At 45.4% G+C, this 26,622-nt stretch carries 25 protein-coding genes; 18 read left to right on the forward strand and 7 right to left on the reverse strand.

What is annotated here, in order from left to right:
• Window positions 1-18 precede the first annotated feature (18 nt).
• From AB4384_RS17235 to AB4384_RS17290, 12 genes are all read left to right on the forward strand, one after another.
• Window positions 19-519, forward strand: coding sequence for an OmpH family outer membrane protein (locus AB4384_RS17235; RefSeq protein ID WP_017056311.1), 501 nt, complete (start codon window positions 19-21; stop codon window positions 517-519).
• Window positions 520-524: 5 nt separating this feature from the next.
• Complete coding sequence (gene lpxD, locus AB4384_RS17240; RefSeq protein ID WP_017063368.1) at window positions 525-1,556, forward strand: UDP-3-O-(3-hydroxymyristoyl)glucosamine N-acyltransferase; 1,032 nt, start codon at window positions 525-527, stop codon at window positions 1,554-1,556.
• A gap of 93 nt (window positions 1,557-1,649) precedes the next feature.
• Window positions 1,650-2,102: a 3-hydroxyacyl-ACP dehydratase FabZ gene (gene fabZ, locus AB4384_RS17245; protein WP_009847408.1), complete on the forward strand. Its 453-nt coding sequence runs from the start codon at window positions 1,650-1,652 to the stop codon at window positions 2,100-2,102.
• Between the two features lies 1 nt (window position 2,103).
• Complete coding sequence (gene lpxA, locus AB4384_RS17250; protein WP_017069381.1) at window positions 2,104-2,892, forward strand: acyl-ACP--UDP-N-acetylglucosamine O-acyltransferase; 789 nt, start codon at window positions 2,104-2,106, stop codon at window positions 2,890-2,892.
• A gap of 129 nt (window positions 2,893-3,021) precedes the next feature.
• On the forward strand, window positions 3,022-4,218 hold the full coding sequence (lpxB, locus tag AB4384_RS17255; protein ID WP_102320145.1) for a lipid-A-disaccharide synthase: 1,197 nt from the start codon (window positions 3,022-3,024) through the stop codon (window positions 4,216-4,218).
• Between the two features lie 33 nt (window positions 4,219-4,251).
• Window positions 4,252-4,872 carry a ribonuclease HII gene (gene rnhB, locus AB4384_RS17260; protein ID WP_102320146.1) on the forward strand — a complete coding sequence of 207 codons (621 nt, stop codon included), beginning with the start codon at window positions 4,252-4,254 and terminating at the stop codon, window positions 4,870-4,872.
• Window positions 4,873-4,985: 113 nt separating this feature from the next.
• Window positions 4,986-8,465 (forward strand): DNA polymerase III subunit alpha, encoded by a 3,480-nt coding sequence (gene dnaE, locus AB4384_RS17265; RefSeq protein ID WP_017060732.1) that lies wholly within the window; start codon window positions 4,986-4,988, stop codon window positions 8,463-8,465.
• Between the two features lie 45 nt (window positions 8,466-8,510).
• Window positions 8,511-9,470: an acetyl-CoA carboxylase carboxyl transferase subunit alpha gene (gene accA / locus AB4384_RS17270; protein ID WP_017060731.1), complete on the forward strand. Its 960-nt coding sequence runs from the start codon at window positions 8,511-8,513 to the stop codon at window positions 9,468-9,470.
• Window positions 9,471-9,594: 124 nt separating this feature from the next.
• Window positions 9,595-10,929 carry a tRNA lysidine(34) synthetase TilS gene (gene tilS / locus AB4384_RS17275; protein WP_102320147.1) on the forward strand — a complete coding sequence of 445 codons (1,335 nt, stop codon included), beginning with the start codon at window positions 9,595-9,597 and terminating at the stop codon, window positions 10,927-10,929.
• A 46-nt stretch (window positions 10,930-10,975) separates the two neighbouring features.
• Window positions 10,976-11,299, forward strand: coding sequence for a cytochrome c (locus tag AB4384_RS17280; RefSeq protein ID WP_170791809.1), 324 nt, complete (start codon window positions 10,976-10,978; stop codon window positions 11,297-11,299).
• Between the two features lie 130 nt (window positions 11,300-11,429).
• Complete coding sequence (gene glnB / locus AB4384_RS17285) at window positions 11,430-11,768, forward strand: nitrogen regulatory protein P-II (protein ID WP_017063373.1); 339 nt, start codon at window positions 11,430-11,432, stop codon at window positions 11,766-11,768.
• A gap of 61 nt (window positions 11,769-11,829) precedes the next feature.
• A complete protein-coding gene (locus AB4384_RS17290) occupies window positions 11,830-12,672 on the forward strand; it encodes an endonuclease/exonuclease/phosphatase family protein (protein ID WP_065583992.1) in 843 nt (280 codons plus the stop codon).
• A 106-nt stretch (window positions 12,673-12,778) separates the two neighbouring features.
• Here the strand turns inward: AB4384_RS17290 and AB4384_RS17295 are convergent, their stop codons facing one another.
• From AB4384_RS17295 to gloB, 3 genes are all read right to left on the reverse strand, one after another.
• Window positions 12,779-13,465, reverse strand: a complete 687-nt coding sequence (locus tag AB4384_RS17295) for a YIP1 family protein (protein ID WP_017060727.1) — start codon at window positions 13,463-13,465, stop codon at window positions 12,779-12,781.
• Window positions 13,462-15,036 (reverse strand): LysM peptidoglycan-binding domain-containing protein, encoded by a 1,575-nt coding sequence (locus AB4384_RS17300; protein WP_372129871.1) that lies wholly within the window; start codon window positions 15,034-15,036, stop codon window positions 13,462-13,464. The genes AB4384_RS17295 and AB4384_RS17300 overlap by 4 nt, the downstream gene beginning before the upstream one ends.
• Window positions 15,037-15,106: 70 nt before the next feature.
• Window positions 15,107-15,865 (reverse strand): hydroxyacylglutathione hydrolase, encoded by a 759-nt coding sequence (gene gloB / locus AB4384_RS17305; RefSeq protein WP_017060725.1) that lies wholly within the window; start codon window positions 15,863-15,865, stop codon window positions 15,107-15,109.
• A 53-nt stretch (window positions 15,866-15,918) separates the two neighbouring features.
• Here gloB and AB4384_RS17310 point away from each other — a divergent pair, with 53 nt between their 5' ends.
• Complete coding sequence (locus AB4384_RS17310) at window positions 15,919-16,701, forward strand: class I SAM-dependent methyltransferase (RefSeq protein ID WP_372129872.1); 783 nt, start codon at window positions 15,919-15,921, stop codon at window positions 16,699-16,701.
• Window positions 16,702-16,799: 98 nt separating this feature from the next.
• On the opposite strand, the gene rnhA is transcribed toward AB4384_RS17310, so the two are convergent.
• Complete coding sequence (rnhA, locus tag AB4384_RS17315) at window positions 16,800-17,264, reverse strand: ribonuclease HI (RefSeq protein ID WP_017063376.1); 465 nt, start codon at window positions 17,262-17,264, stop codon at window positions 16,800-16,802.
• A 56-nt stretch (window positions 17,265-17,320) separates the two neighbouring features.
• On the opposite strand from rnhA, the gene dnaQ reads away from it, so the two are divergent.
• Window positions 17,321-18,088, forward strand: a complete 768-nt coding sequence (gene dnaQ, locus AB4384_RS17320) for a DNA polymerase III subunit epsilon (RefSeq protein WP_017060722.1) — start codon at window positions 17,321-17,323, stop codon at window positions 18,086-18,088.
• A gap of 9 nt (window positions 18,089-18,097) precedes the next feature.
• On the forward strand, window positions 18,098-19,345 hold the full coding sequence (locus tag AB4384_RS17325; protein ID WP_017069371.1) for a TIGR03503 family protein: 1,248 nt from the start codon (window positions 18,098-18,100) through the stop codon (window positions 19,343-19,345).
• Between the two features lie 128 nt (window positions 19,346-19,473).
• Here AB4384_RS17325 and fadE read toward each other — a convergent pair whose 3' ends face one another.
• Window positions 19,474-21,939, reverse strand: coding sequence for an acyl-CoA dehydrogenase FadE (gene fadE / locus AB4384_RS17330; RefSeq protein ID WP_029235127.1), 2,466 nt, complete (start codon window positions 21,937-21,939; stop codon window positions 19,474-19,476).
• Window positions 21,940-22,268: 329 nt separating this feature from the next.
• Here fadE and lpcA point away from each other — a divergent pair, with 329 nt between their 5' ends.
• Together lpcA and AB4384_RS17340 are read left to right on the forward strand one after the other, a co-directional pair.
• Entirely contained in the window at window positions 22,269-22,844 is a 576-nt protein-coding gene (gene lpcA, locus AB4384_RS17335; RefSeq protein ID WP_017063379.1) for a D-sedoheptulose 7-phosphate isomerase, read from the forward strand.
• Window positions 22,845-22,911: 67 nt separating this feature from the next.
• Window positions 22,912-23,757 carry a class II glutamine amidotransferase gene (locus tag AB4384_RS17340; RefSeq protein WP_017063380.1) on the forward strand — a complete coding sequence of 282 codons (846 nt, stop codon included), beginning with the start codon at window positions 22,912-22,914 and terminating at the stop codon, window positions 23,755-23,757.
• A gap of 116 nt (window positions 23,758-23,873) precedes the next feature.
• On the opposite strand, the gene purN is transcribed toward AB4384_RS17340, so the two are convergent.
• Both purN and purM read right to left on the reverse strand, forming a co-directional pair.
• On the reverse strand, window positions 23,874-24,548 hold the full coding sequence (purN, locus tag AB4384_RS17345) for a phosphoribosylglycinamide formyltransferase (protein WP_017060717.1): 675 nt from the start codon (window positions 24,546-24,548) through the stop codon (window positions 23,874-23,876).
• 132 nt (window positions 24,549-24,680) lie between these two features.
• Complete coding sequence (gene purM, locus AB4384_RS17350) at window positions 24,681-25,721, reverse strand: phosphoribosylformylglycinamidine cyclo-ligase (protein ID WP_008222945.1); 1,041 nt, start codon at window positions 25,719-25,721, stop codon at window positions 24,681-24,683.
• 169 nt (window positions 25,722-25,890) lie between these two features.
• On the opposite strand from purM, the gene upp reads away from it, so the two are divergent.
• Window positions 25,891-26,517, forward strand: a complete 627-nt coding sequence (upp, locus tag AB4384_RS17355; protein ID WP_017060716.1) for a uracil phosphoribosyltransferase — start codon at window positions 25,891-25,893, stop codon at window positions 26,515-26,517.
• The last annotated feature ends 105 nt before the right edge of the window (window positions 26,518-26,622 follow it).

Consider the following 26,622-nt stretch of genomic DNA (forward strand, 5'->3'; position numbering starts at 1 on the left):
GACAATATTTTGAAAAATATGATTAAAGCAGCAGGTTTAGGCCTTGTAGTTCTTAGCTCTTCTTTCTTTGCAACAGCTGCTGAAGCTGCGCAAAAAGTGGGTTATGTAAACACTGCACAAGTATTCCAGGCTCTACCTCAGCGTGAAGTTGTTCTTCAAAAAATGCAGGAAGAGTTCAAAGACAAAGCAGCTGAGCTACAGAGCATTCAAGCTGAAGCTAAAACGAAGATTGAAAAGCTTAAGCGTGATGGCGAGCTACTAGGTCCTGACGAAGTTGAGAAGCTACGTATCGAAGTAGGCCAACTAGACAGCAAGTACAAAATCAAAGCTCAAGCACTAGAAAAAGCAAGCCAACGTCGTGAAGCACAAGAGAAGCAGAAGCTATTCAAAGTGATTCAAGATGCTGTAACGAAAGTTGCAGAGAAAGAAGGCTACGACATGATCGTTGATATTCAAGCTCTGCAATACGGCAAGCCAGAATACAACATCTCTGAGAAAGTAATTAAAGCACTGAAATAAGTTTTATGAAGAATCTGACTTTAGCCGAATTGGCAACGATTACCGGGGGAGAGCTACACGGAGATGGTACAATTACCGTTTCAGCAGTCGCTCCGATGGATAAAGCGCAAGAAGGTAACATTACGTTCCTTTCTAACGTGAAGTACAGCAAGCACCTAGGTGACTGTAAAGCGTCCGCTATTATGGTTAAAGAGAGTGAGCGTCAACTGTGCAAGACTAACGTGATTGTGGTTAATGACCCTTATGTTGCTTTTGCTAAAGTTGCTCAAGCGCTTGATACTACTCCTGCTCCCGCAGCGGCTATTGCTGATTCTGCTTCAATCTCTAGCGAAGCAACCATTGGACAAAATGTGTCTATTGGCGCGAACGCTGTGATTGAGTCTGGTGTAGTACTTAGTGATGATGTGATCATCGGTGCTGGTTGCTTTATTGGTAAAAATGCAAAAATTGGCGCAGGCACTAAGCTGTGGGCTAACGTAAGTGTTTACCATGAAGTTGTGATTGGTGAAGGATGTCTGATCCAATCAAGTACTGTTATTGGCTCTGATGGCTTTGGCTATGCGAACGAGAAAGGTGAGTGGGTTAAGATCCCGCAAGTGGGTTCTGTTCGCATTGGTAACCGCGTAGAAATCGGCGCGTGTACTACCATTGACCGTGGTGCATTAGATGACACAATCATTGAAGATAACGTTATCTTAGATAACCAACTTCAAATTGCTCACAATGTTCACATCGGATATGGTTCTGCTCTTGCGGGTGGTACTATCATCGCAGGCAGCACGACGATAGGTAAGTACTGTATTATTGGTGGCGGCAGTGTGATTAATGGTCACATTGAAATCGTTGATGGCGTTACAATCACCGGTATGGGGATGGTAATGCGCAGCATCACTGAGAAAGGCATGTACTCTTCAGGTATTCCTTTACAGCCAAATAAAGATTGGCGTAAAACAGCAACGCGTGTTCATCGAATTGATGAAATGAACAAGCGTTTGAAAACTGTTGAAAAACTTATCGAGAAGAGCGCGGAATCATAATTCCAGCATTTCTAATAAAAGGCTCGCGTACAGCGAGTCTTTTTCGTTTATAATCCTTCTAATTAAATAAAGAATATATATAGGAATACGACTTTGACTACTGAACAGACAACGATGAACATTACTGAAATTCAGGAACTATTACCTCATCGCTACCCATTCTTAATGGTTGATCGTGTGACTAGCTTTGAAAAAGAAAAAACACTGACTGCGATTAAGAATGTCTCTGTTAACGAACCTCAGTTCACAGGCCACTTCCCACAACTTCCTGTATTCCCAGGCGTGTTGATCTTAGAAGCAATGGCACAAGCAACAGGCCTTCTAGCATTTAAATCTTTTGGTGCGCCTTCTGGCAACGAGCTTTACTACTTTGCAAGTGTTGATAAAGCAAAATTCCGTAAGCCAGTAGTACCTGGTGACCAACTGGTTATCGAAGTTGAATTCTTAAAAGAACGTCGTGGCATCGCATCGTTTAATGGTGTTGCTAAGGTTGACGGCGTAGTTGTATGTTCAGCTGAACTTAAATGTGCTCGTAGAGAGTTTTAATATGATTCATGAAACAGCGAAAATTCACCCGGCAGCAGTAATCGAAGGTGATGTAACTATCGGTGCTAACGTGACGGTTGGGCCTTTCACTTACATTGCTGGTAACGTGACAATTGGTGACGACACTGAAGTGATGTCGCACGTTGTGATCAAAGGTCACACAACCATTGGTAAAGAAAACCGTATCTTCCCACACGCTGTTATCGGTGAAGAAAACCAAGATAAGAAATACGGCGGCGAAGACACAACAGTTGTGATCGGTGATCGCAACGTAATTCGTGAAGCGGTTCAAATCCATCGTGGTACGGTTCAAGACAAAGCAACCACAGTGATTGGTGATGACAACTTACTTTGTGTTAATGCTCACGTAGCGCACGATGTTATTGTTGGTAACCACACTCACATTGGTAACAACGCTATTCTTGGCGGTCATGTAACGGTTGGCGACTACGCTGGTGTTATGGCACTTTCTGCGATTCACCCATTCTGCTCAATTGGTGCTTACGCATACATCGGTGGCTGTTCTGCAGTTGTTCAAGATGTACTGCCGTACGTGCTTGCACAGGGTAACCACGCGGCTCCATTCGGCCTTAACCTAGTAGGCTTGAAGCGTAACGGATTTGAGAAACCTGAAATTCGTGCACTACAGAAAGCGTACAAAGAGCTATACCGTTCAGGTAAAACACTTGAAGAAGCGAAAGCGGCTTTAGTGGAAATGGCAAAAGAGTTTACTTCGGTAGTTCCTATGCTTGAAATGCTAGAGAACTCTGAGCGCGGTATTATTCGTTAATACTCGATGTGGTTATGTACCAATCCGCGTAAGTATGACAATAATTACTTAATCAGATTGGTATAACAAAAAGATCGCTAATCATTAGGCGATCTTTTTTGTTTTAGGCAAGAAGGGAATTGGAAAACTATGGCACAGCAAGAAACAGCAACCAACAGCACGGACTTTGTTTCGATTGAACCACTGCGCGTAGGTATCGTTGTCGGAGAACTCTCTGGTGACACGCTTGGCGAAGGTTTTATCAAAGCAATCAAATCGCAGTACCCGAACGCTGAATTCGTGGGTATTGGCGGACCAAAAATGAAGGCGCTTGGTTGTGAGTCTCTTTTCGAGATGGAAGAGCTGGCTGTCATGGGCTTAGTTGAAGTACTTGGCCGTTTACCTCGCTTATTAAAAGTGAAAGCAGAGCTGGTAAAGTATTTCACTCAAAACCCACCCGATGTCTTTGTCGGTATCGATGCGCCTGACTTCAACCTAAGACTTGAACTCGATCTTAAGAACGCCGGCATTAAAACGGTTCATTACGTGAGCCCTTCCGTGTGGGCTTGGCGTCCTAAACGTATCTTTAAAATCGACAAAGCAACCGACTTGGTTTTGGCCTTCCTGCCATTTGAGAAAGCGTTTTATGATAAATACAACGTTGCCTGTGAATTTGTTGGTCACACGTTAGCTGATGCTATTCCTTTAGAACCAAGCAAACAAGATGCACGTGAGCTGTTAGGCTTAGATCAAGACAAGCAATGGTTAGCTGTATTGCCGGGTAGTCGTGGTGGTGAGATGGGTTTGATTGCTCAACCATTTATCGAAACTTGCCAACGTATCAAGCAGAAGTATCCGGATATCAATTTTGTTGTTGCGCTCGTTAACGAACAGCGTAAAAAGCAGTTTACTGAAATCTGGCAATCGACCGCACCTGAGCTTGAATTCACGTTAGTCGAAGATACGGCAACCAACGTGATTACCGCCGCTGATTCTGTGCTCTTGGCTTCAGGTACCGTGGCTCTTGAATGTATGTTGCTTAAACGCCCTATGGTGGTTGGTTACAAAGTAAATAAGCTGACGGGTTACATTGTTAAGAAATTGGCGATCACTGAGTTTGTGTCACTGCCGAATATTTTGGCTGGTGAAGAGATCGTGAAAGAGCATATTCTTGAAGAGTGCCACCCAGACTTTTTGTTCCCGTCTGTCGATAAAATGCTATCAGCCGATAACAGTGCCTTGATCGAACGCTTTACCGAGATGCATCACTGGATCCGTAAAGACGCAGACAAACAAGCCGCTAACGCAGTATTGAAATTGATTGACCGACCTTTTGTTGAAGCATAAAGCGCTTACTTACAGAATATTAAGAGATTAGTTATGGCAGTAAAAGAGAAAAAAGAGCTTCCTCCATTTGAATACCCGCAAGGCTACCAGCTGTTTGCTGGCGTGGATGAAGTAGGACGTGGCCCTTTGGTTGGCGACGTGGTGACTGCTGCGGTTATCCTCGATCCAAACAACCCAATCGAAGGCTTAAACGATTCAAAAAAACTGTCTGAGAAAAAGCGCCTTGCTCTGCTTCCTGAAATTAAAGAGAAAGCATTGGCGTGGTCGGTTGGTCGTTGTTCACCACAAGAAATTGATGAGTTGAACATCCTGCAGGCAACCATGGTCGCCATGCAGCGCGCTATCGCTGGGTTGAGCGTTCAGCCTGACATGGCACTGATCGATGGTAACCGTGTTCCTCAACTTCCAATGGACGGTCTGGCTATTGTAAAGGGCGATTTACGAGTAGCAGAGATCAGTGCGGCGTCTATTATCGCAAAAGTCGTTCGTGACCAAGAGATGGAAGATCTTGATAAACTTCATCCAGAGTTTGGTTTTGCTAAGCATAAAGGTTACCCGACCAAAGCGCATTTCGAAGCGATTGAAAAACATGGTGTAACCGAGCATTACCGCAAGAGCTTTAAGCCAGTAAAACGTATTCTTGGTATAGATTAGAGCTTTACGTTAACTAGAGCTTGGCATCTAATAAAGTTGCTAACTTGTATTAGAAAAAAATAGAATACACACAGTTGTAATCCTAGGCCTAAACCTAGAACTCAGGAAAAATAATGTCAGATCCAAAATTTGTTCACCTACGCGTACACAGTGATTTTTCGATGGTGGATGGCCTATCTAAGGTGCCACCATTAGTTAAAAAAGTCGCTGAAATGGGTATGCCTGCTCTAGCATTGACCGACTTTACTAACCTATGTGGCTTGGTGAAATTTTACGGTACTGCCCATGGGTGTGGGGTTAAGCCAATTATTGGTGCTGACTTCTTGATGCAGTCTCCGGATTTTGGCGATGAATTAACCAAGCTCACTGTTATTGCAACGAATAATAAAGGTTATAACAACCTAACATTATTGATTTCAAAAGCTTACCTTCGTGGTCATGTTCAACATCAGCCTGTTATTGATAAAGAGTGGCTGATTGAACATGCCGAAGGCCTGATTCTTCTATCGGGAGCAAAAGAGGGTGAGATTGGTAAGGCGCTGCTGAAAGGCAATCGAGAGTTGGTTGCAAGCAGCGTTGAGTTTTACAAAACACATTTCGCAGACCGTTTTTATTTGGAGCTCATTCGTACTGGGCGCCCGGATGAAGAGTCTTATCTGCACTTTGCGCTAGAGCTTGCTGAACAAGAAGACCTGCCTGTTGTCGCGACCAACGAAGTGGTTTTCATTTCTGAAGACTTGTTTGATGCCCATGAAATTCGTGTGGCGATTCACGACGGTTTTACAATGGTTGATCCACGTCGACCGAAAAACTATAGCTCACAACAATACTTGCGTAGTGAAGAAGAGATGTGTGAGTTGTTCTCAGACATCCCTGAAGCACTGGAAAACAGTGTCGAAATTGCTAAGCGTTGTAACGTAACAGTTCGACTGGGCGAATACTTCTTACCTAACTTCCCAACGGAAGGTTTGGCGATTGAAGACTTCTTGATTAAAAAATCAGAAGAAGGCCTTGAGCGTCGTTTAGCGTTTCTATTCCCTGATGAGAAAATTCGAGCTGAACGCAGACCTGAATACGATGAGCGACTCAAGATTGAGCTCGAAGTTGTTAACAACATGGGTTTCCCAGGTTACTTCTTGATCGTAATGGAGTTCATCCAGTGGTCAAAAGACAACGATGTGCCAGTAGGTCCTGGCCGTGGTTCTGGTGCCGGCTCTCTAGTCGCTTACGCCTTGGATATCACCGATCTCGATCCACTTGAATACGATCTACTTTTCGAACGTTTCTTGAACCCAGAACGTGTATCCATGCCCGATTTCGATATCGACTTCTGTATGGATAAGCGTGACCAAGTTATTGATCACGTGGCTGAAATGTACGGTCGTGATGCCGTTTCTCAGATCATCACCTTTGGTACCATGGCGGCAAAAGCGGTAATCCGCGATGTAGGCCGTGTATTGGGCCACCCGTTTGGTTTCGTCGATCGAATTTCAAAGCTTGTACCGCCAGACCCGGGTATGACGCTAGAGAAAGCATTCCTTGCTGAACCTGCATTGCCAGAGCTTTACGATGGCGATGAAGAAGTTCGTGAGCTGATTGATAAGTGTCGCATCCTTGAAGGTTGTACGCGAAATGCCGGTAAGCACGCAGGTGGTGTTGTTATCTCACCCACCACGATCACCGATTTTGCGCCAATCTATGCCGACGCAGAAGGTAACTTCCCAGTAACGCAGTTCGATAAGAATGACGTTGAAACGGCTGGCTTGGTTAAGTTCGACTTCTTGGGGCTGCGTACCCTGACCATCATCGACTGGGCGTTAGGCCTAGTGAATCCACGTTTGAAGAAAGAGGGGAAAGAACCGGTTCGTATCGAGTCGATTCCTCTTGATGACCAAGCGTCATTTAACCTATTACAAAATTCTGAAACCACCGCGGTATTCCAGCTGGAATCGCGTGGTATGAAAGACCTGATCAAACGTCTACAACCGGACTGTTTTGAAGATATTATCGCATTGGTAGCCTTGTTCCGTCCGGGTCCTCTGCAATCAGGCATGGTAGATAACTTTATCGACCGTAAGCACGGCCGAGAAGCGGTTTCATACCCAGATGAAACGTGGCAGCACGAATCGCTTAAAGAGACACTAGAACCTACGTACGGCATCATCCTGTACCAAGAACAGGTAATGCAAATCGCACAGATCCTCGCTGGTTATACGCTTGGCGGAGCGGATATGTTGCGTCGTGCGATGGGTAAGAAAAAGCCAGAAGAGATGGCAAAGCAGCGTGGTACCTTTAAAGAGGGCGCTGAAGCCAATGGTGTTGATGGCGAACTGGCCATGAAGATCTTTGACTTGGTAGAGAAATTTGCGGGCTACGGCTTTAACAAATCTCACTCGGCCGCATACGCACTGGTTTCTTATCAAACGCTATGGCTGAAAACGCACTACCCAGCGGAATTTATGGCTGCGGTAATGACAGCGGATATGGATAACACCGAGAAGGTTATCGGCCTTGTTGATGAATGTTTCCGTATGAAGCTCAAGCTTTTACCACCAGATATCAACTCAGGTTTATACCGTTTCAATGTGGATGAAGATGGCGCGATTGTTTATGGCATCGGTGCGATCAAAGGGGTCGGTGAAGGCCCTATTGAAGCGATCATTGAAGCGCGAAATAAAGGCGGTTACTTTAAAGACTTATTCGACTTCTGTGCACGCCTTGATCTGAAGAAGGTCAACAAACGTGTTATCGAAAAGTTGATTCTATCCGGAGCCTTAGATAGATTAGGTCCTCACCGAGCGGCAATGATGGCATCTTTGAAAGATGCGGTGAAGGCGGCGAGTCAACATCACCATGCCGAGTCTTTTGGTCAATCTGATATGTTTGGCGTGTTGACCGACGCTCCGGAAGAGGTTGAACACAAGTATACCCAAGTGCCTAAATGGCCTGAGAAGGTTTGGCTTGAAGGTGAACGTGAAACGCTTGGTTTGTATTTAACGGGTCACCCGGTTAACGCTTACATCAAAGAGTTAGCGAAATACACTAGCTGTCGTTTGAAAGATGCCACGCCAACGCGTCGTGACCAATCACTAACAATTGCAGGCTTGGTGATTGCTGCGAGAGTGATGACGACGAAGCGCGGCACGCGAATTGGTTTGATGACACTTGATGACCGTTCGGGCCGAATGGAAGTGATGTTGTTCTCGGATGCGCTCGATCGCTACGCAGAATTGCTCGAAAAAGACAAAATTGTGGTCGTTTCCGGACAGGTCAGCTTTGATGATTTCAATGGCGGGCTTAAAATGTCCGCGCGCGAGGTCATGGACTTAGGAAGCGCCCGTGAGAAATATGCTCGTGGGGTGTCGATATCTATCGACCAATCCCAAATTAACGGTCAATTTTTTGAACGCTTTAGTCAAATCTTAGAACCTTATAGAGCCGGAACGGTCCCAGTCAATGTATACTACCAGCGTGCCGACGCTAGAGCGCGGTTAACATTGGGCACAGAATGGCGCGTGACGCCAAGTGATACATTACTAGACGAATTAAAACAGCTGCTTGGAAATAGCCAAGTAGAACTCGAATTTAACTAAAATTTAGCTTCGCGAATGCGGAGCTGAATCAACAAGGATTCATAGATGAGCCTGAACTTTCTAGAATTTGAAAAGCCTATCGCTGAACTTGAAGCAAAAATCGAAGCGCTACGTGACGTTTCGCGTCACGGTGGTGACACAGCGGTAGATCTAGACAAAGAAATCGAACAACTAGAGAAAAAAAGCTTAGAGCTTAAACAGAAAATCTTTAGTGACTTAGGTGCATGGCAGGTAGCTCAACTTGCTCGTCACCCTCAACGTCCTTACACCAAAGATTACCTGGAGCATGCATTCACAGAGTTTGAAGAGATGGCGGGCGATCGCGCTTACGCTGACGACAAAGCTATTGTGGGTGGTATGGCTCGTCTAAATGGCCGTCCTGTTATGGTTATTGGTCACCAGAAAGGTCGTGAGACTAAAGAGAAAGTGATCCGTAACTTTGGTATGCCAAAGCCAGAAGGTTACCGTAAGGCGCTACGTCTAATGGAAACTGCTGAGCGTTTCAACATGCCTATTATTACTTTCATCGACACAGCGGGCGCATACCCAGGTGTTGGTGCTGAAGAGCGTGGTCAATCTGAAGCTATCGCTAAAAACCTAAAAGTGATGGCTGGCCTTTCAGTTCCTGTTATCTGTAACGTTGTGGGTGAAGGCGGTTCTGGTGGTGCACTAGCGATTGGTGTTGGTGACTACGTGAACATGCTTCAGTACTCTACGTACTCAGTAATCTCTCCAGAAGGTTGTGCTTCAATCTTATGGCGCGATTCAGATAAAGCACCACAAGCAGCTGAAGCGATGGGCCTGATTGCTCCTCGTCTTAAAGAGCTTGAGCTTATCGACGAAATCATTCCTGAGCCTCTAGGTGGCGCGCACCGCGACCCTGCACAAACCGCTCAAAACATGAAAGACATGTTAGTTAAACAGCTAGAAGAGCTAGAGCAGTTTGATAACGAAACGCTGCTTGAGCGTCGTTACCAGCGTCTAATGAGCTACGGCTACTGCTGATAACTTGCCTTAGCGATAAGGCTAGCTATACGAACAAATGATGAAAGGGTTGGACTCAGTGCCAACCCTTTTTTATTATTAAAACATTATCCCTTAACACACGAGCTCTTGGTTTATTAGCCTCATGACACACTTAATTGATACCTTCACATCTGTACTTGATCAAAGCGCGCTTAAGCCTTGTCGGTTGATCGTCGCTTTCAGTGGTGGTGTCGATTCACGAGTGTTGTTGGAGTTGGCTGCCCAATTCGCTAAGTCCCATCACATCGATTGCTGTGCGGTACATGTTCACCACGGCTTAAGCAACAATGCTGATTATTGGGCAGAGCAGTGCAAAACATGGTGTGATGCTTTGTCGGTATCCTTGTTCATTGAACGAGTCTCGCTAGATATTAGCCGTGGAGAAAGCGTTGAAAAGCTGGCTCGAGACGCGCGATACCAAGCCCTTAAAAAGCATATTAGACAAGGTGATGTGTTAGTGACAGGCCAGCACATCGATGACCAAGTCGAGACCTTCTTGTTAGCTCTTAAGCGTGGCAGTGGTCCGAAAGGGCTCTCTTCAATGGCGAAAGTGATGCCATTTTCAGGTGCTCATATCGTTCGCCCACTGCTGTCGGTGACGAGAACGGATATTGAAGTGGCGGCGCGCGATATGGCTTTAACTTGGGTAGAAGATGAGAGTAATCAAGACGTTCGCTTTGACCGTAATTTTATTCGTCATCAAGTCACTCCGACACTGACCGAGCGTTGGCCTAGTTTTCGAGAATCGGTCAGTCGTAGTGCTCAGCTATGTGCAGAGCAAGAGTTACTGTTGGATGAGTTGTTAGAATCTCACTTACAACAAGCTTTGACTGAGAAGCACAGCTTAAGTATTGAGGTATTATCTCAGCACTCTGATTTACTGCGTGCACGCTTATTAAGAATGTGGCTGAGCCGCTGTAATCAACCGATGCCGAGCCAAAAGCAGCTCAAACTTATATGGGATGAGGTGGCATGTGCTCAGGCAGACGCCAACCCTAAGCTGGTGTTGAATGAGGTTGAGGTTAGACGTTTTAATCATCAGCTCTATGTCGTCAAAGAGACCAAAGACTTGTCGAACTGGCAAAGTGATATCTCGATGGAAGAGAGCTTAGTTTTGCCTGACGGTTTAGGGGAACTACACTTAACTTCAGCGGCGAGTGATGGTGTATCTAACCACTGTGATGCGCAACATTTTAGTCTCAACACAACGAGAGGAACACTGCGAGTGATATTTAACCCTGAGGGATTGTCAGCACACCCTGTTGGGCGCGGTCATAGCAGGAAGCTTAAGAAGTTGTTTCAAGAGTACCAAGTACCCAGTTGGTTAAGACGCAGAACGCCGATATTAATGGATGGCGATCGAGTGATCGCTGTTTTAGGCTTATTCGTAGATAAAAACTACGAAGGTCAAGATTGTGAAGCGCTTTGGAGCAAGTAGAAAAAGTTTATGTCACAATTCACCGTCACTTTAATAAAAATAATTAATGGAATATGCAATGAAGAAAATTACACTAGGATTAGTTCTTGGATTTGGACTATTGAGTGGTAACGCTCTGGCGGCTGATGTTGCTGCGGGTCAAGCTAAAGCAGCAATCTGTGCGGCATGTCATGGTGCAGACGGTATCGCAGTGATCCCTGGCTATCCAAACCTTAAAGGTCAAAACGAGCAATACATCGCTTCATCAATTAAGGCCTATAAGAATGGCCAGCGCACCGGCGGTTTGGCCGCTGTAATGCAGGCTCAAGCTTCAATGCTGAGTGATGAAGACATCGCGAATCTAGCCGCTTACTACGCAAGCCTTAAGTAAAACCTTCTCAAAGCGCTGATTAAACAAGATGATAAATTTCGAGCCAGAGCTTTAAAGCTCTGGCTTTTTTCATTGAATGTTTACTATAGCTAACCGATAATGAGCCATTCGCACAGTTTAAGGGATGAACATGAAAAAGATTGAAGCCATTATCAAGCCATTCAAACTTGATGATGTACGTGAAGCACTTGCAGAAGTGGGTATTACGGGTATGACAGTATCTGAAGTTAAAGGCTTTGGACGTCAAAAAGGTCATACTGAGCTATACCGCGGCGCAGAGTACATGGTCGACTTTTTACCTAAAGTGAAACTAGAAATCGTTGTGACCGACGAAGTGGCTGACCAATGTGTTGATACCATCATTGAGACGGCTCAAACAGGTAAAATTGGTGACGGTAAGATCTTCATTACTGAAGTTGAACGTGTGGTACGTATTCGTACTGGCGAAGAAGACGAAGACGCCGTATAAAAAAACTATTACCCTAAAAGGAGCGTTTATCGCTCCTTTTTCATCTCTGGTAGGGTGCTGTATGTTTAAGAAAACCATCATTGTTATCACGTTATTGATAACGCTTGCTGTCGTTAGTTTTCATTTTATCTTCGTGATCCCGAATAAACCCAACCTGATCATTTCCTCTCAAAGTACCAGTAACGACATCTACAGTTGCTACCAAAACTCTGCACCGAAAGCGATTGATGTGTCTGATGGCTTAGACATTACGGTGTGGAATATCTACAAGCAAAACCGAAATAATTGGCAGAGTGAGTTAAATAAGCTGTCGGCAGGTAGCGATTTAGTCTTGCTGCAAGAAGCTAGTATGACAGAAGGACTTCGCCAATGGGTAATGAGCGGACAGTGGGGAAGCACACGTGTTAATGCGTTTGAGGCCTTTGAGCAAAGTGCTGGGGTACTCAACCTAGCAACCCATTTACCGATTGAAGCGTGTGCTTATACTCATGAAGAACCTTGGCTTCAACTGCCTAAATCGGCGCTTTGGTCGCGTTACCAACTAAACAATGGCGAAGAGCTGGCTGTGATTAATATCCACGCTGTGAACTTTACCTTTGGTACGGAAGATTACGAGGCTCAGCTCAAGAGCTTAACTGACAATCTGCAAAAGTATCGTGGGCCGGTTATTTTTGCTGGGGACTTTAATAGCTGGAGTGAAGCTCGCGTTGCTGTATTGAAAGATGCGTTGGAGAAGGTTGGTTTGACGGAAGTTGCCTTTGAGCCAGATAACAGAACTCAGTTCATTACAGGACTGGTGCTCGACCATGTGTTCTATCGAGGGCTAGAGGTAGAAAAAGCAAAAGCGCCCATTACGGACGCTTCTGATCATAACCCTATGCGAGTGACCTTTAAGGCTAAATAGTGATTAGCTATTAGTCATTGGAACTTAACCATTCGCACGGTGGTTACCTTGGGAAATCTAACGGAACAATAGGCTAGAGAGTCTTCGCTAGCCTTATCTCTTATACTTAAAAGATTAAAATGTAGAGCGCCCAGATTAGGTAGTAGCCAACCCATGGTAAGCCTGAAATCACAAGCGCTTGCCCGCGTTCAAACTCAGTCCACGTTAATACCGCAGCATAACCTAGCACGATGTACCATGGCAGAAGCAGTGGTAATGAGCTAGCAAACTGTGACCAATCATTAGTTAGCGGTAACTTGATCAAGCCATTTAAGCTGTTCAAGTCGGCAGCGTAGTTCATCACATGTCCATGCTTGAGTATCAGGCTTGCGTAGCTTGCTACATCACCTAAAACAGCTGGGAATATAACAACCGATGCCGCTGCAAACCATCGCCAAAAGCTGTGCTGATGTTGGCTTGGCTTGGTTGCTAGGTTAAACCAGAATGCCAATAGAACGATGGTTAATGTTCGGCCAAATACGTCGCTGATGATTTCACTTGCGAGTAAGGTATTGCTGTCAAGTAACGCCAATTGGTCAGGGTTCGTTTGAGCCAGTTGCTGCGAGAGCTCTGCACTTAACCATGCAAAATCTACATTCGAAAAATAAGCACCCCAAAACAAAAATGGGCTGAGCATTAATACGACGTAGGGTTGCCATCCCCAAGCACTTCGTTGATAAAGCGCTAAGAAACAAGCTGTTGGCGAACGGAATATATCCAACAGCATGACGAGTGGGTTACTTGACGGGTTCATACACTTACCTTAGTTACATCAACATACAGCTTCAGTTTTTGTCCTGGCTGTAGGTATTTTTTGTTCTGCAAAGTGTTCCATTTTACAACATCTGTACTTTTTACTTTGAACTTTGATGCAATACCGCTGACTGTGTCACCTGATCTTACGTTATAAAAGATCGTACGGATGATGGCGCCGTCTGAGCCGTTCTTCCAAATGACCAGTTCTTGACCAACTCTAAGCGTGTCGCGTGGTCCCATGCCATTCCACTTAGCCAGTGATTGATGAGAGACCTTATTTGCGCGTGCAATCGTCCATAGGCTGTCACCACTTCTTACAGTATGGCTGAGCTTATATTGACCACGACTCTTCGACTGTGTGCTTGCTAGGCGGTTTGAGGCGCTTAGGGCGTATGTCTTGTCGTCTTTGGTGGATGTTGGGATAAGTAAGTGCTGGCCAATACGAATATTGTTGTTGCTCAAACCGTTTGCAGAGCGGATCACTTTGCTGGTGGTGTTATATTTGCTTGCCAGTACGCTAATGCTGTCACCAGATTGAACCTTGTAACGCACCAACTTCATGCCTTTGCCTTTATTGGCAGCGACTTCTTTGTTGAATTTCTCAACTGAATCTAAAGGAAGTAATAGTTGTTGGTGTTTCTCTGGTGCCGTTGCCCATTGGTTGTAAGCCGGGTTGTAACCTTGAAGTTCTTTGACAGGAATGCCTGCGTAGTTCGCAGCAATGGCTAAATCAAGCTGTTCTTCAGGGTTAACCAGAGTCAGCACTGGCTTATTCGGGATCGCCGGAATATCGATGCCATACTTTTCTTGGTTGGCAATGACATCTGCTAGAGCAAGCAGTTTAGGTACATAGCTGCTGGTCTCTTTTGGTAAGTCCAAAGAGAAAAAGTCGATTGGCTTGCCAAGCTTCTTGTTCTTGCGGATTGCGCTGTTTACTCGACCACCACCACTGTTATAGGCAGCAATCGCATGATTCCAGTCGCCATCGAAACGTCGGTTAAGATCTGAGAGGAAGTCCAATGCGGCGTCGGTAGAGGCGGCAACATCGCGGCGGCCGTCATACCAAAAGTTCTGTTCAAGCCCGTAGTCTTTGCCAGTGCCTGAAATGAATTGCCATAGACCAGCAGCACTGCCATGAGAGTAGGCAAACGCATCGAAAGAGCTTTCTACAACGGGTAGTAGTGCCAATTCTAGTGGTAAGCCTTTTTCTTCAATCTTAGTCGTGATCAGATACAAGAAAGGTTCAGCACGCTTTGATACTGTTTTTAGATGACTCGGGTGCTTGAGATACCAAGTTCGGTAGTAGTCGACCTTCTTTTGGTCTGGCACTTCCATTTCAAGTTGCATCGCAATGCGTTTCCAAACATCTTCTTGTGTTTGTGGAGTAACGACAGGTGCTTCAACTTTTAGATCTTCTTTGGCTGTTGCTTCTGATGAAACGTTCGCTTGAGAAACTTCTTTAGTAGGAGATGTGTTGGTTTGCTCGGAAGCTTGGTCTGGATTCTCTGACTGAGTTAATTGGCAACCAGAAAGTAGTAATACCAAAGCCCAGCTGTACTTAACTCGCATGTTACAGCCTTTTTAATTAACGGCCGATGATAATACTTGCCACCCCCTATGAGTGACAAGTCTGTATTTGTTAAAATTCGTTCTTCCACGCACGTAAAGCGGTGAATACCGATAAAGGATCGGTCTGCTCGGTGCGATTAGACACTGATTTCACTACACTTGGCTCGGTATAGCGCAGGAAGGGGTTCACAAACTTCTCTTGTCTCAAATTTGTGGGGATGGTCGACTTATTTTGAGCGCGAAGTCGGTTCACTTGGTCGCGATATTGCTGCAAATGTTGGTTATCAGGCTCTACGGCTAATGCGAAAGCGATATTGGCTGCAGTGTACTCATGTGCACAATAAACTTCGGTTTCTTGAGGCAGAGCCGTGATCTTATTCAGTGCATCGAACATCTGTTGTGGTGTGCCTTCCATGATTCGGCCACAGCCCGCAGAGAACAACACATCACCACAAAACAGTTTGGCATCGCCCACATAACCAATATGACCCGCAGTATGGCCACTGAGCCCTAGGACGAGGAATACTTCGCCAAACAGTTCTAATTGATCACCATCATCGACCGGATGAGTTAAGGTAGGGATAGGTTCATTCCTTGGACCGACAACATCCACGCCGGGAAATTGTCTAACGAGTTCTGGAACACCACCAATGTGATCGTGGTGGTGGTGTGTAATCAAGATTGCATCTAAAGTTAGCTCATGGTGTGCCAAGTACTCTAATACTGGAGCCGCATCACCAGGGTCGACGACAGCACAACGGCGATCGCTATTTTGAATCAGCCAGATGTAATTGTCGTTAAATGCAGGTATGCTTTTGATATGTAACATTATTGGTTCTCCAGTCACTATTAGTGCGACAGAATAAGTGAGACAGATTATTGATGAAGCCAGCACGTAGCAGAAAGAAGTTTGAACGTCCTTACACTTGGGCGCAATTGCACAATGGGGACTGGTTGAGAGAATCTATTCAAACTCGACTCGATGAGTGGTGCCCAAAGCTATTTGGTTACCATATGCTCAAGCTCGGTGGCCTCAGTAGTGAGATTTCTAGCTGCACATGCAACATTCAACATCAAGTAAACCTAGATATCCAGAACCCATTACATAATGTGATAGCGGATGGCTATAATTTACCCTTTTTGGAGAAAAGCTTTGATGTTGTAGTACTGAGTCATCAGCTAGATTATAGCAATGACCCGCATCGCTTATTGAGAGAAGTCGATCGAGTGATGATGGACGATGGCTATATCATTATCACGGGCTTCAACCCAATCAGTGTCACTGGGCTTGCCAGTTTGATGCCTTGGCGAAAGAACAGCTTGCCTTGGAGTGGGCGTATGTACACGCCAAGTCGAATTAAAGACTGGTTAGGTGTACTTAACTATGAAGTAATTCATTGTGACACCTACGTGCTGTTTCCGATGAGTAAGTATCAAGCGATGTGGACGTGGTTGGAGAACAGCTTAGGTGGTTGTGCATCCTTCGCCGGAAGCCAATACTTTATTGTTGCTCGTAAGCGTACTTACCCGCTAAAACCCATCAAACCACATTGGCACCTTAAGCGACGTTTCTCGCCTGTTGGGGCAAGTTTTAGAACCAATACGCGCCGTACAATGGATTCAGCCAAAGCGTCATATCCGCTAAAAACAGAAAAAGCCGATTAGTTGTCGGCTTTTCATCTATCAATTCGATTGAGAAATTGTCAATTAGTTTAAGAAATTATAAATCGCTTTCTGAAATGTGCGTCTAATTAAAAAGACGATTAGCTTGGTTGATAGCCCGTATCTTCTAGAGTCGGATTCTCCGCTGCATTTCGCGCTAAATCATCACACATTTCGTTTTCTCTGTGTCCGGCGTGTCCTTTTACCCAGCGCCAATCAACGTTATGGCGAGCGGTTTCTTTATCGAGCCTTTGCCACAGATCGGCATTTTTAACCGGTTTCTTGTCGGCTGTTTTCCAGTCACGCTTTTTCCAGTTATGAATCCACTGTGTGATGCCTTGACGCACGTATTGGCTATCTGTGGTCAGAATCACAGAGCAAGGTTCTTTGAGGGTTTGCAGAGCCACGACAGCGGCGAGCATTTCCATACGGTTATTGGTTGTTAGCGTGAAACCTTCTGCTAGCGTCTTCTCGACTTTTTTGTAGCGAAGTACGATGCCATAGCCGCCGGGACCAGGGTTGCCTAAACAAGAACCATCAGTGAAAATTTCAACTTGTTTCGTCATGATTTGATACTATTACCTCAAGCACATTATCGGCATAGTCTGACACAGTTATCCTTATGAATACCAGTAGCACTCCAGAACAAAGCACGAACGAAAAAAACAGTTCGAACGAAAATAAGCGCATTGTTGTACTCGATACCGAAACCACCGGTATGAATACAGAAGGTGGCCCTCACTATATGGGTCACCGCATCGTTGAAATTGGTGCAGTAGAGATCATCAACCGTAGGCTGACCGGGCGTCATTTCCACGTCTACATCAAGCCCGATCGTGCGATTCAAGAAGAGGCGATTGGCGTTCACGGTATTACCGATGAATTCTTGATTGATAAGCCTGAATACCAAGACATTCATAAAGAGTTTCTCGACTTTATCAAAGGTGCGGAGCTGGTGGCTCATAACGCGCCCTTCGATACGGGCTTCATGGACTATGAGTTTGAGAAGCTCAACCCAGCGATAGGTAAAACGGATGACTACTGTAAAGTTACCGATACCTTGGCAATGGCGAAGAAGATATTCCCAGGTAAAAGAAACAACCTAGATATCTTATGTGACCGTTACGGTATCGATAACTCGCACCGTACTCTCCACGGCGCATTGCTCGATGCGGAGATCCTAGCCGACGTCTACTTATTGATGACGGGTGGTCAAACTTCGCTGCAATTTAACGCTGGTCAACAGGAAGGTGAAGCCGAAAGCATACGAAGAGTAGAAAGTGGTCGAAAATCCCTAAAGGTTTTACGAGCTACGGCCGATGAAGTAGAAGCGCATCAAAGTCGTTTAGATCTCGTCGAGAAAAGCGGAAGCTGCCTCTGGCGTCAGTAGGGAGAAAGTATGTTAAGGGTATTGGCTACCGGTTGCTTATTGCTGTTAAGTTTTGGCTTACATGCAGCAACAGAATCCGTTATGAGTTTATTGGACAACCGTTTTAGAGTTGATCCCAGTATTGAACAAGTCACCTTTGTGATTTATCGAGCCGATAACTCTAAACCTGTCGTTTTGGTTCGCCCTGATGGCAAGAAATACTACTCTTGGCGCAATGCTGATAATGTCCGTTGGTACGAAGAATCGTCCATGGACATTATCTCTATCGACAATCCGATGCCCGGCCCTTGGCAAGCGATAGGTAAAGTTTCCCCTAAGAACAATATCAAGCTGCTGTCTCATCTTGTTTTGGATGCTAATGAGTTCCCAGATAAGTTGTATCAAACAGAGCGCATCAAATTTACCGCTCGACTGACTTCTGATGGCAAGCCGCTGGTGCTGCGCGATTTTCTCGATCGCGTGAAGCTTAAGGTTACCTTTACTAAGTTTGTTGAAAACGAAGAGTCTTTGGTGAGAGAAGCGCGCCCGGTGCCGGTTGTGATGGGCGAGTTTGCCGATGATGGCGCTGATCTTGATGAAAAGGCCGGAGATGGTGTGTTCACTGTCTCTTTGCCAATTGATATCGAGCCCGGTAAATACCGAGCGCGTATTACCTCTGGTAATGGCGTGTTCCTGCGAGCGCAAGAGCAAGAAGTCTTGGTTTACCCAACACCGATCACTAGCACCTTCATTCAATCACGAAAAGAGGGTTTACCTCATACTATTGTGGTGTCTGGTGAACAGGGGATGATCGCACCGAGCTCGTTAGCGGTTCATGTTGAGCACAAGGCTCCTGATGAATATGTGATGTACAAGCAGGGGCAAGCTGAAGTCGACGCAATGAAAGTCGCTTTAGAGGTGCCTTATAATGGCGATTTAGGAATTTATAATTGGTCAGGGATGGTTTATGCCACTGATGCTTCAAGTCAGCGCCCGCTGATTTTTCCAATTACCGAGCAGTCGTACAGCGTTGTTGAAGATATCGACTTAGCAGAGTCACGACGTCTTCAAGAAGAAGCTCTTGCTGAACAGAAGCGTATCGCAACAGAGTTGATGATCCTTCAAAAACGTGAAGATGACAGACAGCGCAGTATGATCATTATTGCGGTGGGTAATGTGGTCGCTATTCTATTGGGCTTATTGATTTGGTTTGTGGTTCGTAAGGTCAAGGCGAAGAAAAAAGCGTTACCTGAGATGCAGCTCAAGGCGCCCAAGTAACTCGCTTAGATGATTAGATTGTCTAGAGAGAATAAGCTGCTAGATAAAGCATTGGAATTTGTGGCAACGAAATCATGAACAAAAAAACGGGACTCATAGTAGTCCCGTTTTTGTTTCTTTTTCTGGCCTTAAGCGACGTTATCAATCGATTGGTCTGGGTACTGAGATTTTGCTGCAAGCTCCTCTGGTGAGAAGTCATCCACGTTAATCGTGTACAGTCTATGTTCCTCAGCGCTAATCAGAAGATTTGCTTCGTCTTGCGTTAAGATACCTTTCTCAAGTCCCAACTGAGCAACAAGATCAAGTCGTAAGAAGGCACGTTTTTGATGTGTCTCTTTGCAGACTTTGTCGAACAGAGGTTCAGCTTGAAGAATCACTTCTAGCGCTTTTTCAATCTTACCTACTGGGTTGTATTCCGTCGCTTCTAGGTATTGGCCGCGACCTATACGAGAGCGTGTTTCGCTTGGTGTTTGTAGAATGTGCGCAACTTTGCTATCGAGCTTGTCGTTTGGGGCACGACGGATACGACCAAATGGCATTAGCACAACACGAAGCAGACGACCAATCACAGGGTTAGGGAAGTTCGCTAAGAATTCATCAATCGCCACTTCAGTCTGACGTAAGCTATCTTGCATCCCCCAATGTACTAACGGTAGATCTTCAGCGTGGCTGCCTTCACTTTCAAAGCGCTTCAACGTTGCTGAACCGAGGTAAAGTTGACTTAAGATATCACCCAGTCTTGCTGATAAACGTTCTCTACGCTTCAGTGATCCGCCTAGAACTGCCATTGAAATATCAGACAGTAGCGCTAGGTTTGCACTGTAGCGGTTTAGCTGTTGGTAGTAACGCTGTGTCTGTTTATCTGTTTTATTTGAAGGTGTTGGCGCATCAGAACCACGACCATCGGTTAAACCAAACCACAAGCTGCGGACTAGGTTGCTCATCGTAAAGCTAACGTGCCCTGCTAACGCTGAATCAAACTTATCAAGCGCATCGCTGCTTTCAGAATAAGCCGCTTCCATTTCGTTCAGTACGTAAGGGTGACAGCGAATCGCACCTTGACCATAGATGATCATTGAACGAGTCAGGATGTTTGCGCCTTCAACCGTAATCGCGATAGGCGAGCCTTGGTAGCCACGAGCTAGGAAGTTCGATGGGCCTAAACAAATGCCTTTACCACCGACGATATCCATCGCATCAATGATGCTGCGCTGGCCACGGTGAGTACAGTGGTACTTAACGATTGCAGAGATAACCGAAGGCTTTTCACCAAGGTCGATGCCCGCAACGGTTAGGTTACTTGCAGCGTCCATTACATAAGCGTTACCTGCAAGGCGTGCAAGTGGCTCTTCAACCCCTTCCATGCGGCCAATAGGCTGTTTGAACTGACGGCGGATACGAGCGTAAGCGCCAGTTGCAAGCGCGGCAGACTTAATGCCACCGGTTGAGTTTGAAGGTAGTGTGATACCACGACCAACCGACAGACACTCAACCAGCATACGCCAGCCTTGACCGGCCATTTTCTGGCCACCAATGATGAAATCGATAGGCACGAAGATATCGTCGCCTTGCGTCGGGCCATTTTGGAAAGGTACGTTTAGTGGGAAGTGGCGGTTGCCAATCTCTACGCCTTTTAAATCCGTTGGGATAAGCGCACAAGTGATACCAAGATCTTTTTGGTCACCAAGCAGGCCATCCGGGTCACGAAGTTTAAAAGCTAAGCCTAATACCGTCGCGACAGGCGCGAGAGTGATGTAACGCTTGTTCCAAGTTAGGCGCATGCCGAGTACTTCTTCGCCTTGCCAGTCGCCTTTACAAACCACACCGTAATCTGGAATAGAGCCAGCGTCTGAGCCAGCTTCTGGGCTAGTTAGTGCGAAACAAGGGATCTCTTTACCTTCCGCTAGGCGAGGCAGGTAGTGGTTTCTTTGTTCTTCTGTACCGTAGTGTTGTAAAAGCTCACCAGGGCCTAATGAGTTAGGTACGCCAACCGTCGATGACAATACACTAGAAACGCCTGTTAGCTTCTGTAGAACCAAAGATTGAGCGTAAGCTGAGAACTCTAAGCCGCCGTATTTTTTCTTGATGATCATGGCGAAGAATTTATGGTCTTTCAGGTATTGCCATACTTCTGGTGGCAAATCAGCAAGCTCATGAGTGACTTGGTAATCATTGACCATTTCACACACGATATTTACTGGACCATCTAAAAACGCTTGCTCAGCTTCAGAGAGTTTCGGGTCAGCAATGTTCTGAAGTTTCTTCCATTCAGGTTTGCCTTTGAACAGCTCTGCTTCCCACCATACTGTGCCGGCTTCTAGTGCTTCTTTTTCTGTCTGAGACATCGCCGGTAGAACTTTCTTAAATAAAGAGAGTGCTTTTTGGCTGATCAGTGTCTGACGAATGGTCGGTACAGCAAAGATCGCAACGGCTAATAGATAGCAAAGCCAGCCGGTAACAGCCACGCCGCCAAGCAGTGTTAATGCTACCATTGCGCCGGTTAATACAACTAATGCACGTACCAGACTAACTCTATGGTAAAGACAGACGCCTAAGATGGCGGTCATGCCGAGTAGGGAGAGCAATATGTTCATGATCGATTTCCTTTTCAGAGATCACTTATTGTTATTAAGTTTTAGGTAAGAGGTCTAACCAGTCAAGTGTAAACAAAATATTAAATATTTGTAAAACTCCAAGGTGAGTAAAAAGTGATCTCAATAGAGTTAAAGTTCTAATTGTGAGAGGTTGGTGGCGAATATTTGGACGGATTTACAACGACAAGTTAATTAAGGTGGCAATCTTTGGGCTTAAGTGTCGACACTATTTCATGTTTGTGGGTAAACTCAGCTATAAAGAGGGGAAAACCCTCAGTTCTCATTTCACGCACTTTAAGCTGCGTCAAAAAAAATAAGAGATAAGTCTTATGTACCAAGACCTAATCAAAAGTGAATTAAACGAAGCTGCTGACGTTCTGAATAAGTTCCTGAGTGATGACCATAACATCGCTCAAATTGAAGCGGCGGCAAAACTGATTGCTGACTCATTCAAGCAAGAGGGCAAAGTGCTTTCTTGTGGCAACGGTGGTTCACACTGTGATGCAATGCACTTCGCGGAAGAGCTTACAGGCCGATACCGTGAAAACCGTCCAGGTTACGCTGGCATTGCGATTTCAGACCCTAGCCACTTATCTTGTGTGAGTAATGATTTTGGCTACGACCACGTATTTTCTCGTTATGTAGAAGCGGTAGGTCGTAAAGGTGATGTGTTGTTCGGTCTGTCGACTTCAGGTAACTCTGCCAATATTCTAAAAGCGATTGAAGCGGCTCAAGCGAAAGGCATGAAGACGATTGCATTGACGGGTAAAGATGGCGGTAAAATGGCGGGTTGTGCGGATATCGAAATCCGAGTACCACACTTTGGCTACGCAGATCGCATCCAAGAGATTCACATTAAGATCATCCACATTGTGATTCAGCTTGTCGAAAAAGAGATGGAATAATAGTTTTACAGACATTTGGAGCCCAGCTTTTTGGCTCCATTGGTTTTAATAGGGAGTAGATTAAACCATGTGTGAATTGCTCGGTATGAGCGCGAATGTGCCAACTGATATTTGTTTTAGCTTTACTGGTCTTATGCAGCGTGGAGGCAACACTGGCCCGCATCGTGATGGCTGGGGTATTACCTTTTATGAGGGAAAGGGTTTTCGTACCTTCAAAGATCCGAATCCGAGCTGTGAATCTAAGATCGCTGAGTTGGTTCAAAACTACCCAATTAAAAGCCAAGCTGTTGTCAGTCATATCCGTCAAGCCAACCGTGGTGGCGTTAATCTAGAAAATACACACCCTTTTACCCGTGAGCTTTGGGGGCGATATTGGACCTTTGCTCACAATGGTCAATTATCAGATTACGATGATCTGGTGAGTGGGCGTTTTAGACCTGTCGGCGAAACGGACAGTGAGCTCTCTTTTTGTTGGCTACTGAAACAACTAGAAGAACGTTTTCCTGAACCACCTCAAGACATGGAAGGCATGTTTCGTTTCGTGGCTGAGTGTTGTGACAAGCTACGCGAGAAAGGCGTATTTAACATGTTATTGAGTGATGGTGAGTATGTGATGACTTACTGTACTAACCATTTGTACTGGATAACCAGACGCGCACCTTTTGGTAATGCGAGCCTGATTGATGAAGATGTTGAGATAAACTTCCAAGAAGAGACTACGCCAAATGATGTGGTGACGGTGGTAGCAACTCAACCTCTTACGGACAATGAACAGTGGTTTAGAATGAAGCCGGGCGAATACGCACTGTTTCATTTTGGTGAGCTGATTGGCAACAACCATCAAGCGTTAGAAGATGTTGCTTATGCGCCGAAAAAGGTAGCGAGCCAAGCACCGACAGAGCCATTAAGCTAATGCTGTAGATCGTATTGCTTGAACCCGAACAAACGAAGGCCGCTTACTGCACTAACCAGTCAGTAAGCGGCCTTTTTGTTTTTCAGCAATTTGTTGTCTGAGAGTCGTTTGACGAATTACTCTTCTGCGTAACCGTGTTTACCTAATGCTTTACCGTCTAACACAGCCTGTCCATTGACCATTGATAAACGGTCTTCCGCGAACCACTTGCAGACCATAGGGTAAATGCAGTGTTCTTGAGTCAGCACTCGGCTTGCCAACATATCAGCATCATCATCTTCAAATACCGGCACCTTAGCTTGCAAGATCACAGGGCCGCCATCGAGCTCCTCGGTAACAAAGTGGACGCTAGTACCGTGTTCTTTGTCTTGCGCATCAATGGCACGCTGGTGGGTGTGTAGGCCTGGGTATTTCGGCAACAGAGAAGGGTGGATGTTGACCATTTTCCCTGCATAGTGACGAACAAACTCTGAACTCAGGATTCGCATGTAGCCAGCGAGTACGATTAAATCTGGCTGGTAAGCATCGATCTGAACCATCAATTCATGGTCAAACTCTTCACGTGAACCAAAGTCTTTTGGATTCACTGAATGAGCGTCAACACCTGCGGTTTTCGCTCGTTCTAATCCAAAAGCCTCTGCTTTGTTTGAGAAGACAGCTTTAACCGATGCATCAATCATATCGCTATCGCAGGCATCTAAAATAGCCTGTAAGTTACTTCCGCTTCCTGAAACTAACACAACGATGTTTTTCTGAGAGTGACTGGTTTTATTTGAGTGATTGTTTTTCATAGAGTGGGTCATACGATTGATTAACTGAATTGTTTACAATGTACCTACATAAACTAAGGTTTTCTGCGGGCTAAATAGCAAAATGAGGACCATTAGGTCCTCATTGATTAACTAAGTAAGTGAGCGTATCACTTATTTAATTTCAACTTGCTCTTCGCCAGCTTCAGCGTTTGCGATCTCACCGATAACCCAAGCGTTTTCGCCTTCAGCTTTCAGTAGTTCAACAGCAGCGTCTGCTTGATCTTTAGGTAGAGCAACAACTAGGCCTACACCACAGTTGAAAGTGCGGTACATTTCAAATGTTTCCACGTTACCTTTCTCTTGTAGCCAGTTGAAGATAGCAGGCCATTCCCAGCTCTTGCCATCAATGACTGCTTTAGTGCCTTCAGGAAGTACGCGTGGGATATTTTCCCAGAAACCACCACCTGTGATGTGCGAGATAGCATGAATGTCATGCTCAGCAATCATCTTAAGTGCCGATTTGATGTAAATCTTAGTAGGTTCTAGTAGGTGCTCACCGATAGTGCGACCTTCTAGTTCTTCACTCTTATCAGCACCAGAAACTTCTAGAACTTTACGAATTAAAGAGTAACCGTTTGAGTGTGGACCACTTGAACCAACAGCGATAAGTGCGTCGCCTGCTGCTACTTTAGTGCCGTCAATGATGTCCGCTTTTTCTACAACACCAACACAGAAACCAGCTACGTCGTAGTCGTCGCCTTCGTACATGCCTGGCATTTCAGCCGTTTCACCACCGATTAGTGCACAACCAGCTTGAACACAACCTTCAGCGATACCAGAAACAACGTCTGCTGCTGTATCTACATCTAGCTTACCTGTTGCGTAGTAGTCTAGGAAGAATAGCGGCTCACCACCTTGAACGATTAGGTCGTTCACACACATTGCCACTAGGTCGATACCAATGGTGTCGTGTTTTTTCAGATCCAAAGCAAGGCGAAGTTTAGTACCAACACCATCAGTACCTGAAACAAGTACCGGCTCTTTGTATTTCGTTGGAAGTTCACATAGGGCGCCAAAGCCACCAATACCGCCCATTACTTCAGGGCGACGAGTGCGTTTAACAGCACCTTTAATACGGTCTACTAGTGCATTACCTGCGTCGATATCAACACCAGCGTCTTTGTAGCTTAGAGAAGAAGTATTACCACTCACGGGATAGTCCTCGAACTTAAGTTGGATGTGAAAACGGCGCTATTCTAACAGGGCTTGATTACCAAGAGCAAACGTTTGCGCGGTTTTTTTTATTAGAATAAAGATTCTGAAATAACCTTAGAGTTCGTGTATAATCTACAGGTTTGTTTAAATATTGCCGGAGTTGGAAATGAAAGTTGTTGAAGTGAAACACCCGCTAGTAAAACATAAAATTGGCCTGATGCGTGAAGGTGAGATTAGCACTAAGCGTTTTCGTGAGCTAGCGACAGAAGTGGGTAGCCTTCTAACATACGAAGCGACATCAGACTTTGAAACTGAGCGTGTGACGATTAACGGTTGGAACGGTCCAGTAGAAGTTGACCAAATTAAAGGTAAAAAAGTAACGGTAGTGCCAATCCTACGTGCTGGTCTAGGCATGATGGACGGCGTTCTTGAGCACATCCCAAGTGCACGTATCAGCGTTGTTGGTATTTACCGTGATGAAGAAACACTTGAGCCAGTACCATACTTCAACAAGCTTGCATCTAACATCGACGAGCGTATTGCTCTAGTGGTAGACCCAATGCTTGCGACAGGTGGTTCTATGATCGCGACTATCGACCTAATGAAAGAGAAAGGTTGTAAGCACTTTAAGATTCTTGTGCTTGTTGCTGCTCCTGAAGGTATCGCTGCTCTAGAAAAAGCGCACCCAGATGTTGAGCTTTACACGGCTGCAATCGATGAGAAGCTAAACGACAAGGGCTACATTGTTCCTGGTCTTGGCGATGCTGGCGATAAGATCTTCGGTACTAAGTAATTCGGTTTCAGCTTAAGTGACTCTAAACAGTTTCTTAACTCGCTGAATTAACCGTATTAATAAAAAGGGAGAGCATTCGATGCTCTCCCTTTTTTGATCTTGTTA

It is taken from the genome of Vibrio sp. 10N.261.51.A4 (assembly GCF_041471945.1).
Lineage (GTDB): Bacteria > Pseudomonadota > Gammaproteobacteria > Enterobacterales > Vibrionaceae > Vibrio > Vibrio crassostreae_C.

Bases quoted from the DNA above. Each gene is read 5' to 3' on its own strand.
- AB4384_RS17235 (WP_017056311.1), top strand. From the start codon at position 19: ATGATTAAAGCAGCAGGTTTAGGCCTTGTAGTTCTTAGCTCTTCTTTC.
- lpxD (WP_017063368.1), top strand. From the start codon at position 525: ATGAAGAATCTGACTTTAGCCGAATTGGCAACGATTACCGGGGGAGAG.
- lpxA (WP_017069381.1), top strand. From the start codon at position 2,104: ATGATTCATGAAACAGCGAAAATTCACCCGGCAGCAGTAATCGAAGGT.
- lpxB (WP_102320145.1), top strand. From the start codon at position 3,022: ATGGCACAGCAAGAAACAGCAACCAACAGCACGGACTTTGTTTCGATT.
- rnhB (WP_102320146.1), top strand. From the start codon at position 4,252: ATGGCAGTAAAAGAGAAAAAAGAGCTTCCTCCATTTGAATACCCGCAA.
- dnaE (WP_017060732.1), top strand. From the start codon at position 4,986: ATGTCAGATCCAAAATTTGTTCACCTACGCGTACACAGTGATTTTTCG.
- accA (WP_017060731.1), top strand. From the start codon at position 8,511: ATGAGCCTGAACTTTCTAGAATTTGAAAAGCCTATCGCTGAACTTGAA.
- tilS (WP_102320147.1), top strand. From the start codon at position 9,595: ATGACACACTTAATTGATACCTTCACATCTGTACTTGATCAAAGCGCG.
- AB4384_RS17280 (WP_170791809.1), top strand. From the start codon at position 10,976: ATGGAATATGCAATGAAGAAAATTACACTAGGATTAGTTCTTGGATTT.
- glnB (WP_017063373.1), top strand. From the start codon at position 11,430: ATGAAAAAGATTGAAGCCATTATCAAGCCATTCAAACTTGATGATGTA.
- AB4384_RS17290 (WP_065583992.1), top strand. From the start codon at position 11,830: ATGTTTAAGAAAACCATCATTGTTATCACGTTATTGATAACGCTTGCT.
- AB4384_RS17295 (WP_017060727.1), bottom strand. From the start codon at position 13,465: ATGAACCCGTCAAGTAACCCACTCGTCATGCTGTTGGATATATTCCGT.
- AB4384_RS17300 (WP_372129871.1), bottom strand. From the start codon at position 15,036: ATGCGAGTTAAGTACAGCTGGGCTTTGGTATTACTACTTTCTGGTTGC.
- gloB (WP_017060725.1), bottom strand. From the start codon at position 15,865: ATGTTACATATCAAAAGCATACCTGCATTTAACGACAATTACATCTGG.
- AB4384_RS17310 (WP_372129872.1), top strand. From the start codon at position 15,919: ATGAAGCCAGCACGTAGCAGAAAGAAGTTTGAACGTCCTTACACTTGG.
- rnhA (WP_017063376.1), bottom strand. From the start codon at position 17,264: ATGACGAAACAAGTTGAAATTTTCACTGATGGTTCTTGTTTAGGCAAC.
- dnaQ (WP_017060722.1), top strand. From the start codon at position 17,321: ATGAATACCAGTAGCACTCCAGAACAAAGCACGAACGAAAAAAACAGT.
- AB4384_RS17325 (WP_017069371.1), top strand. From the start codon at position 18,098: ATGTTAAGGGTATTGGCTACCGGTTGCTTATTGCTGTTAAGTTTTGGC.
- fadE (WP_029235127.1), bottom strand. From the start codon at position 21,939: ATGAACATATTGCTCTCCCTACTCGGCATGACCGCCATCTTAGGCGTC.
- lpcA (WP_017063379.1), top strand. From the start codon at position 22,269: ATGTACCAAGACCTAATCAAAAGTGAATTAAACGAAGCTGCTGACGTT.
- AB4384_RS17340 (WP_017063380.1), top strand. From the start codon at position 22,912: ATGTGTGAATTGCTCGGTATGAGCGCGAATGTGCCAACTGATATTTGT.
- purN (WP_017060717.1), bottom strand. From the start codon at position 24,548: ATGAAAAACAATCACTCAAATAAAACCAGTCACTCTCAGAAAAACATC.
- upp (WP_017060716.1), top strand. From the start codon at position 25,891: ATGAAAGTTGTTGAAGTGAAACACCCGCTAGTAAAACATAAAATTGGC.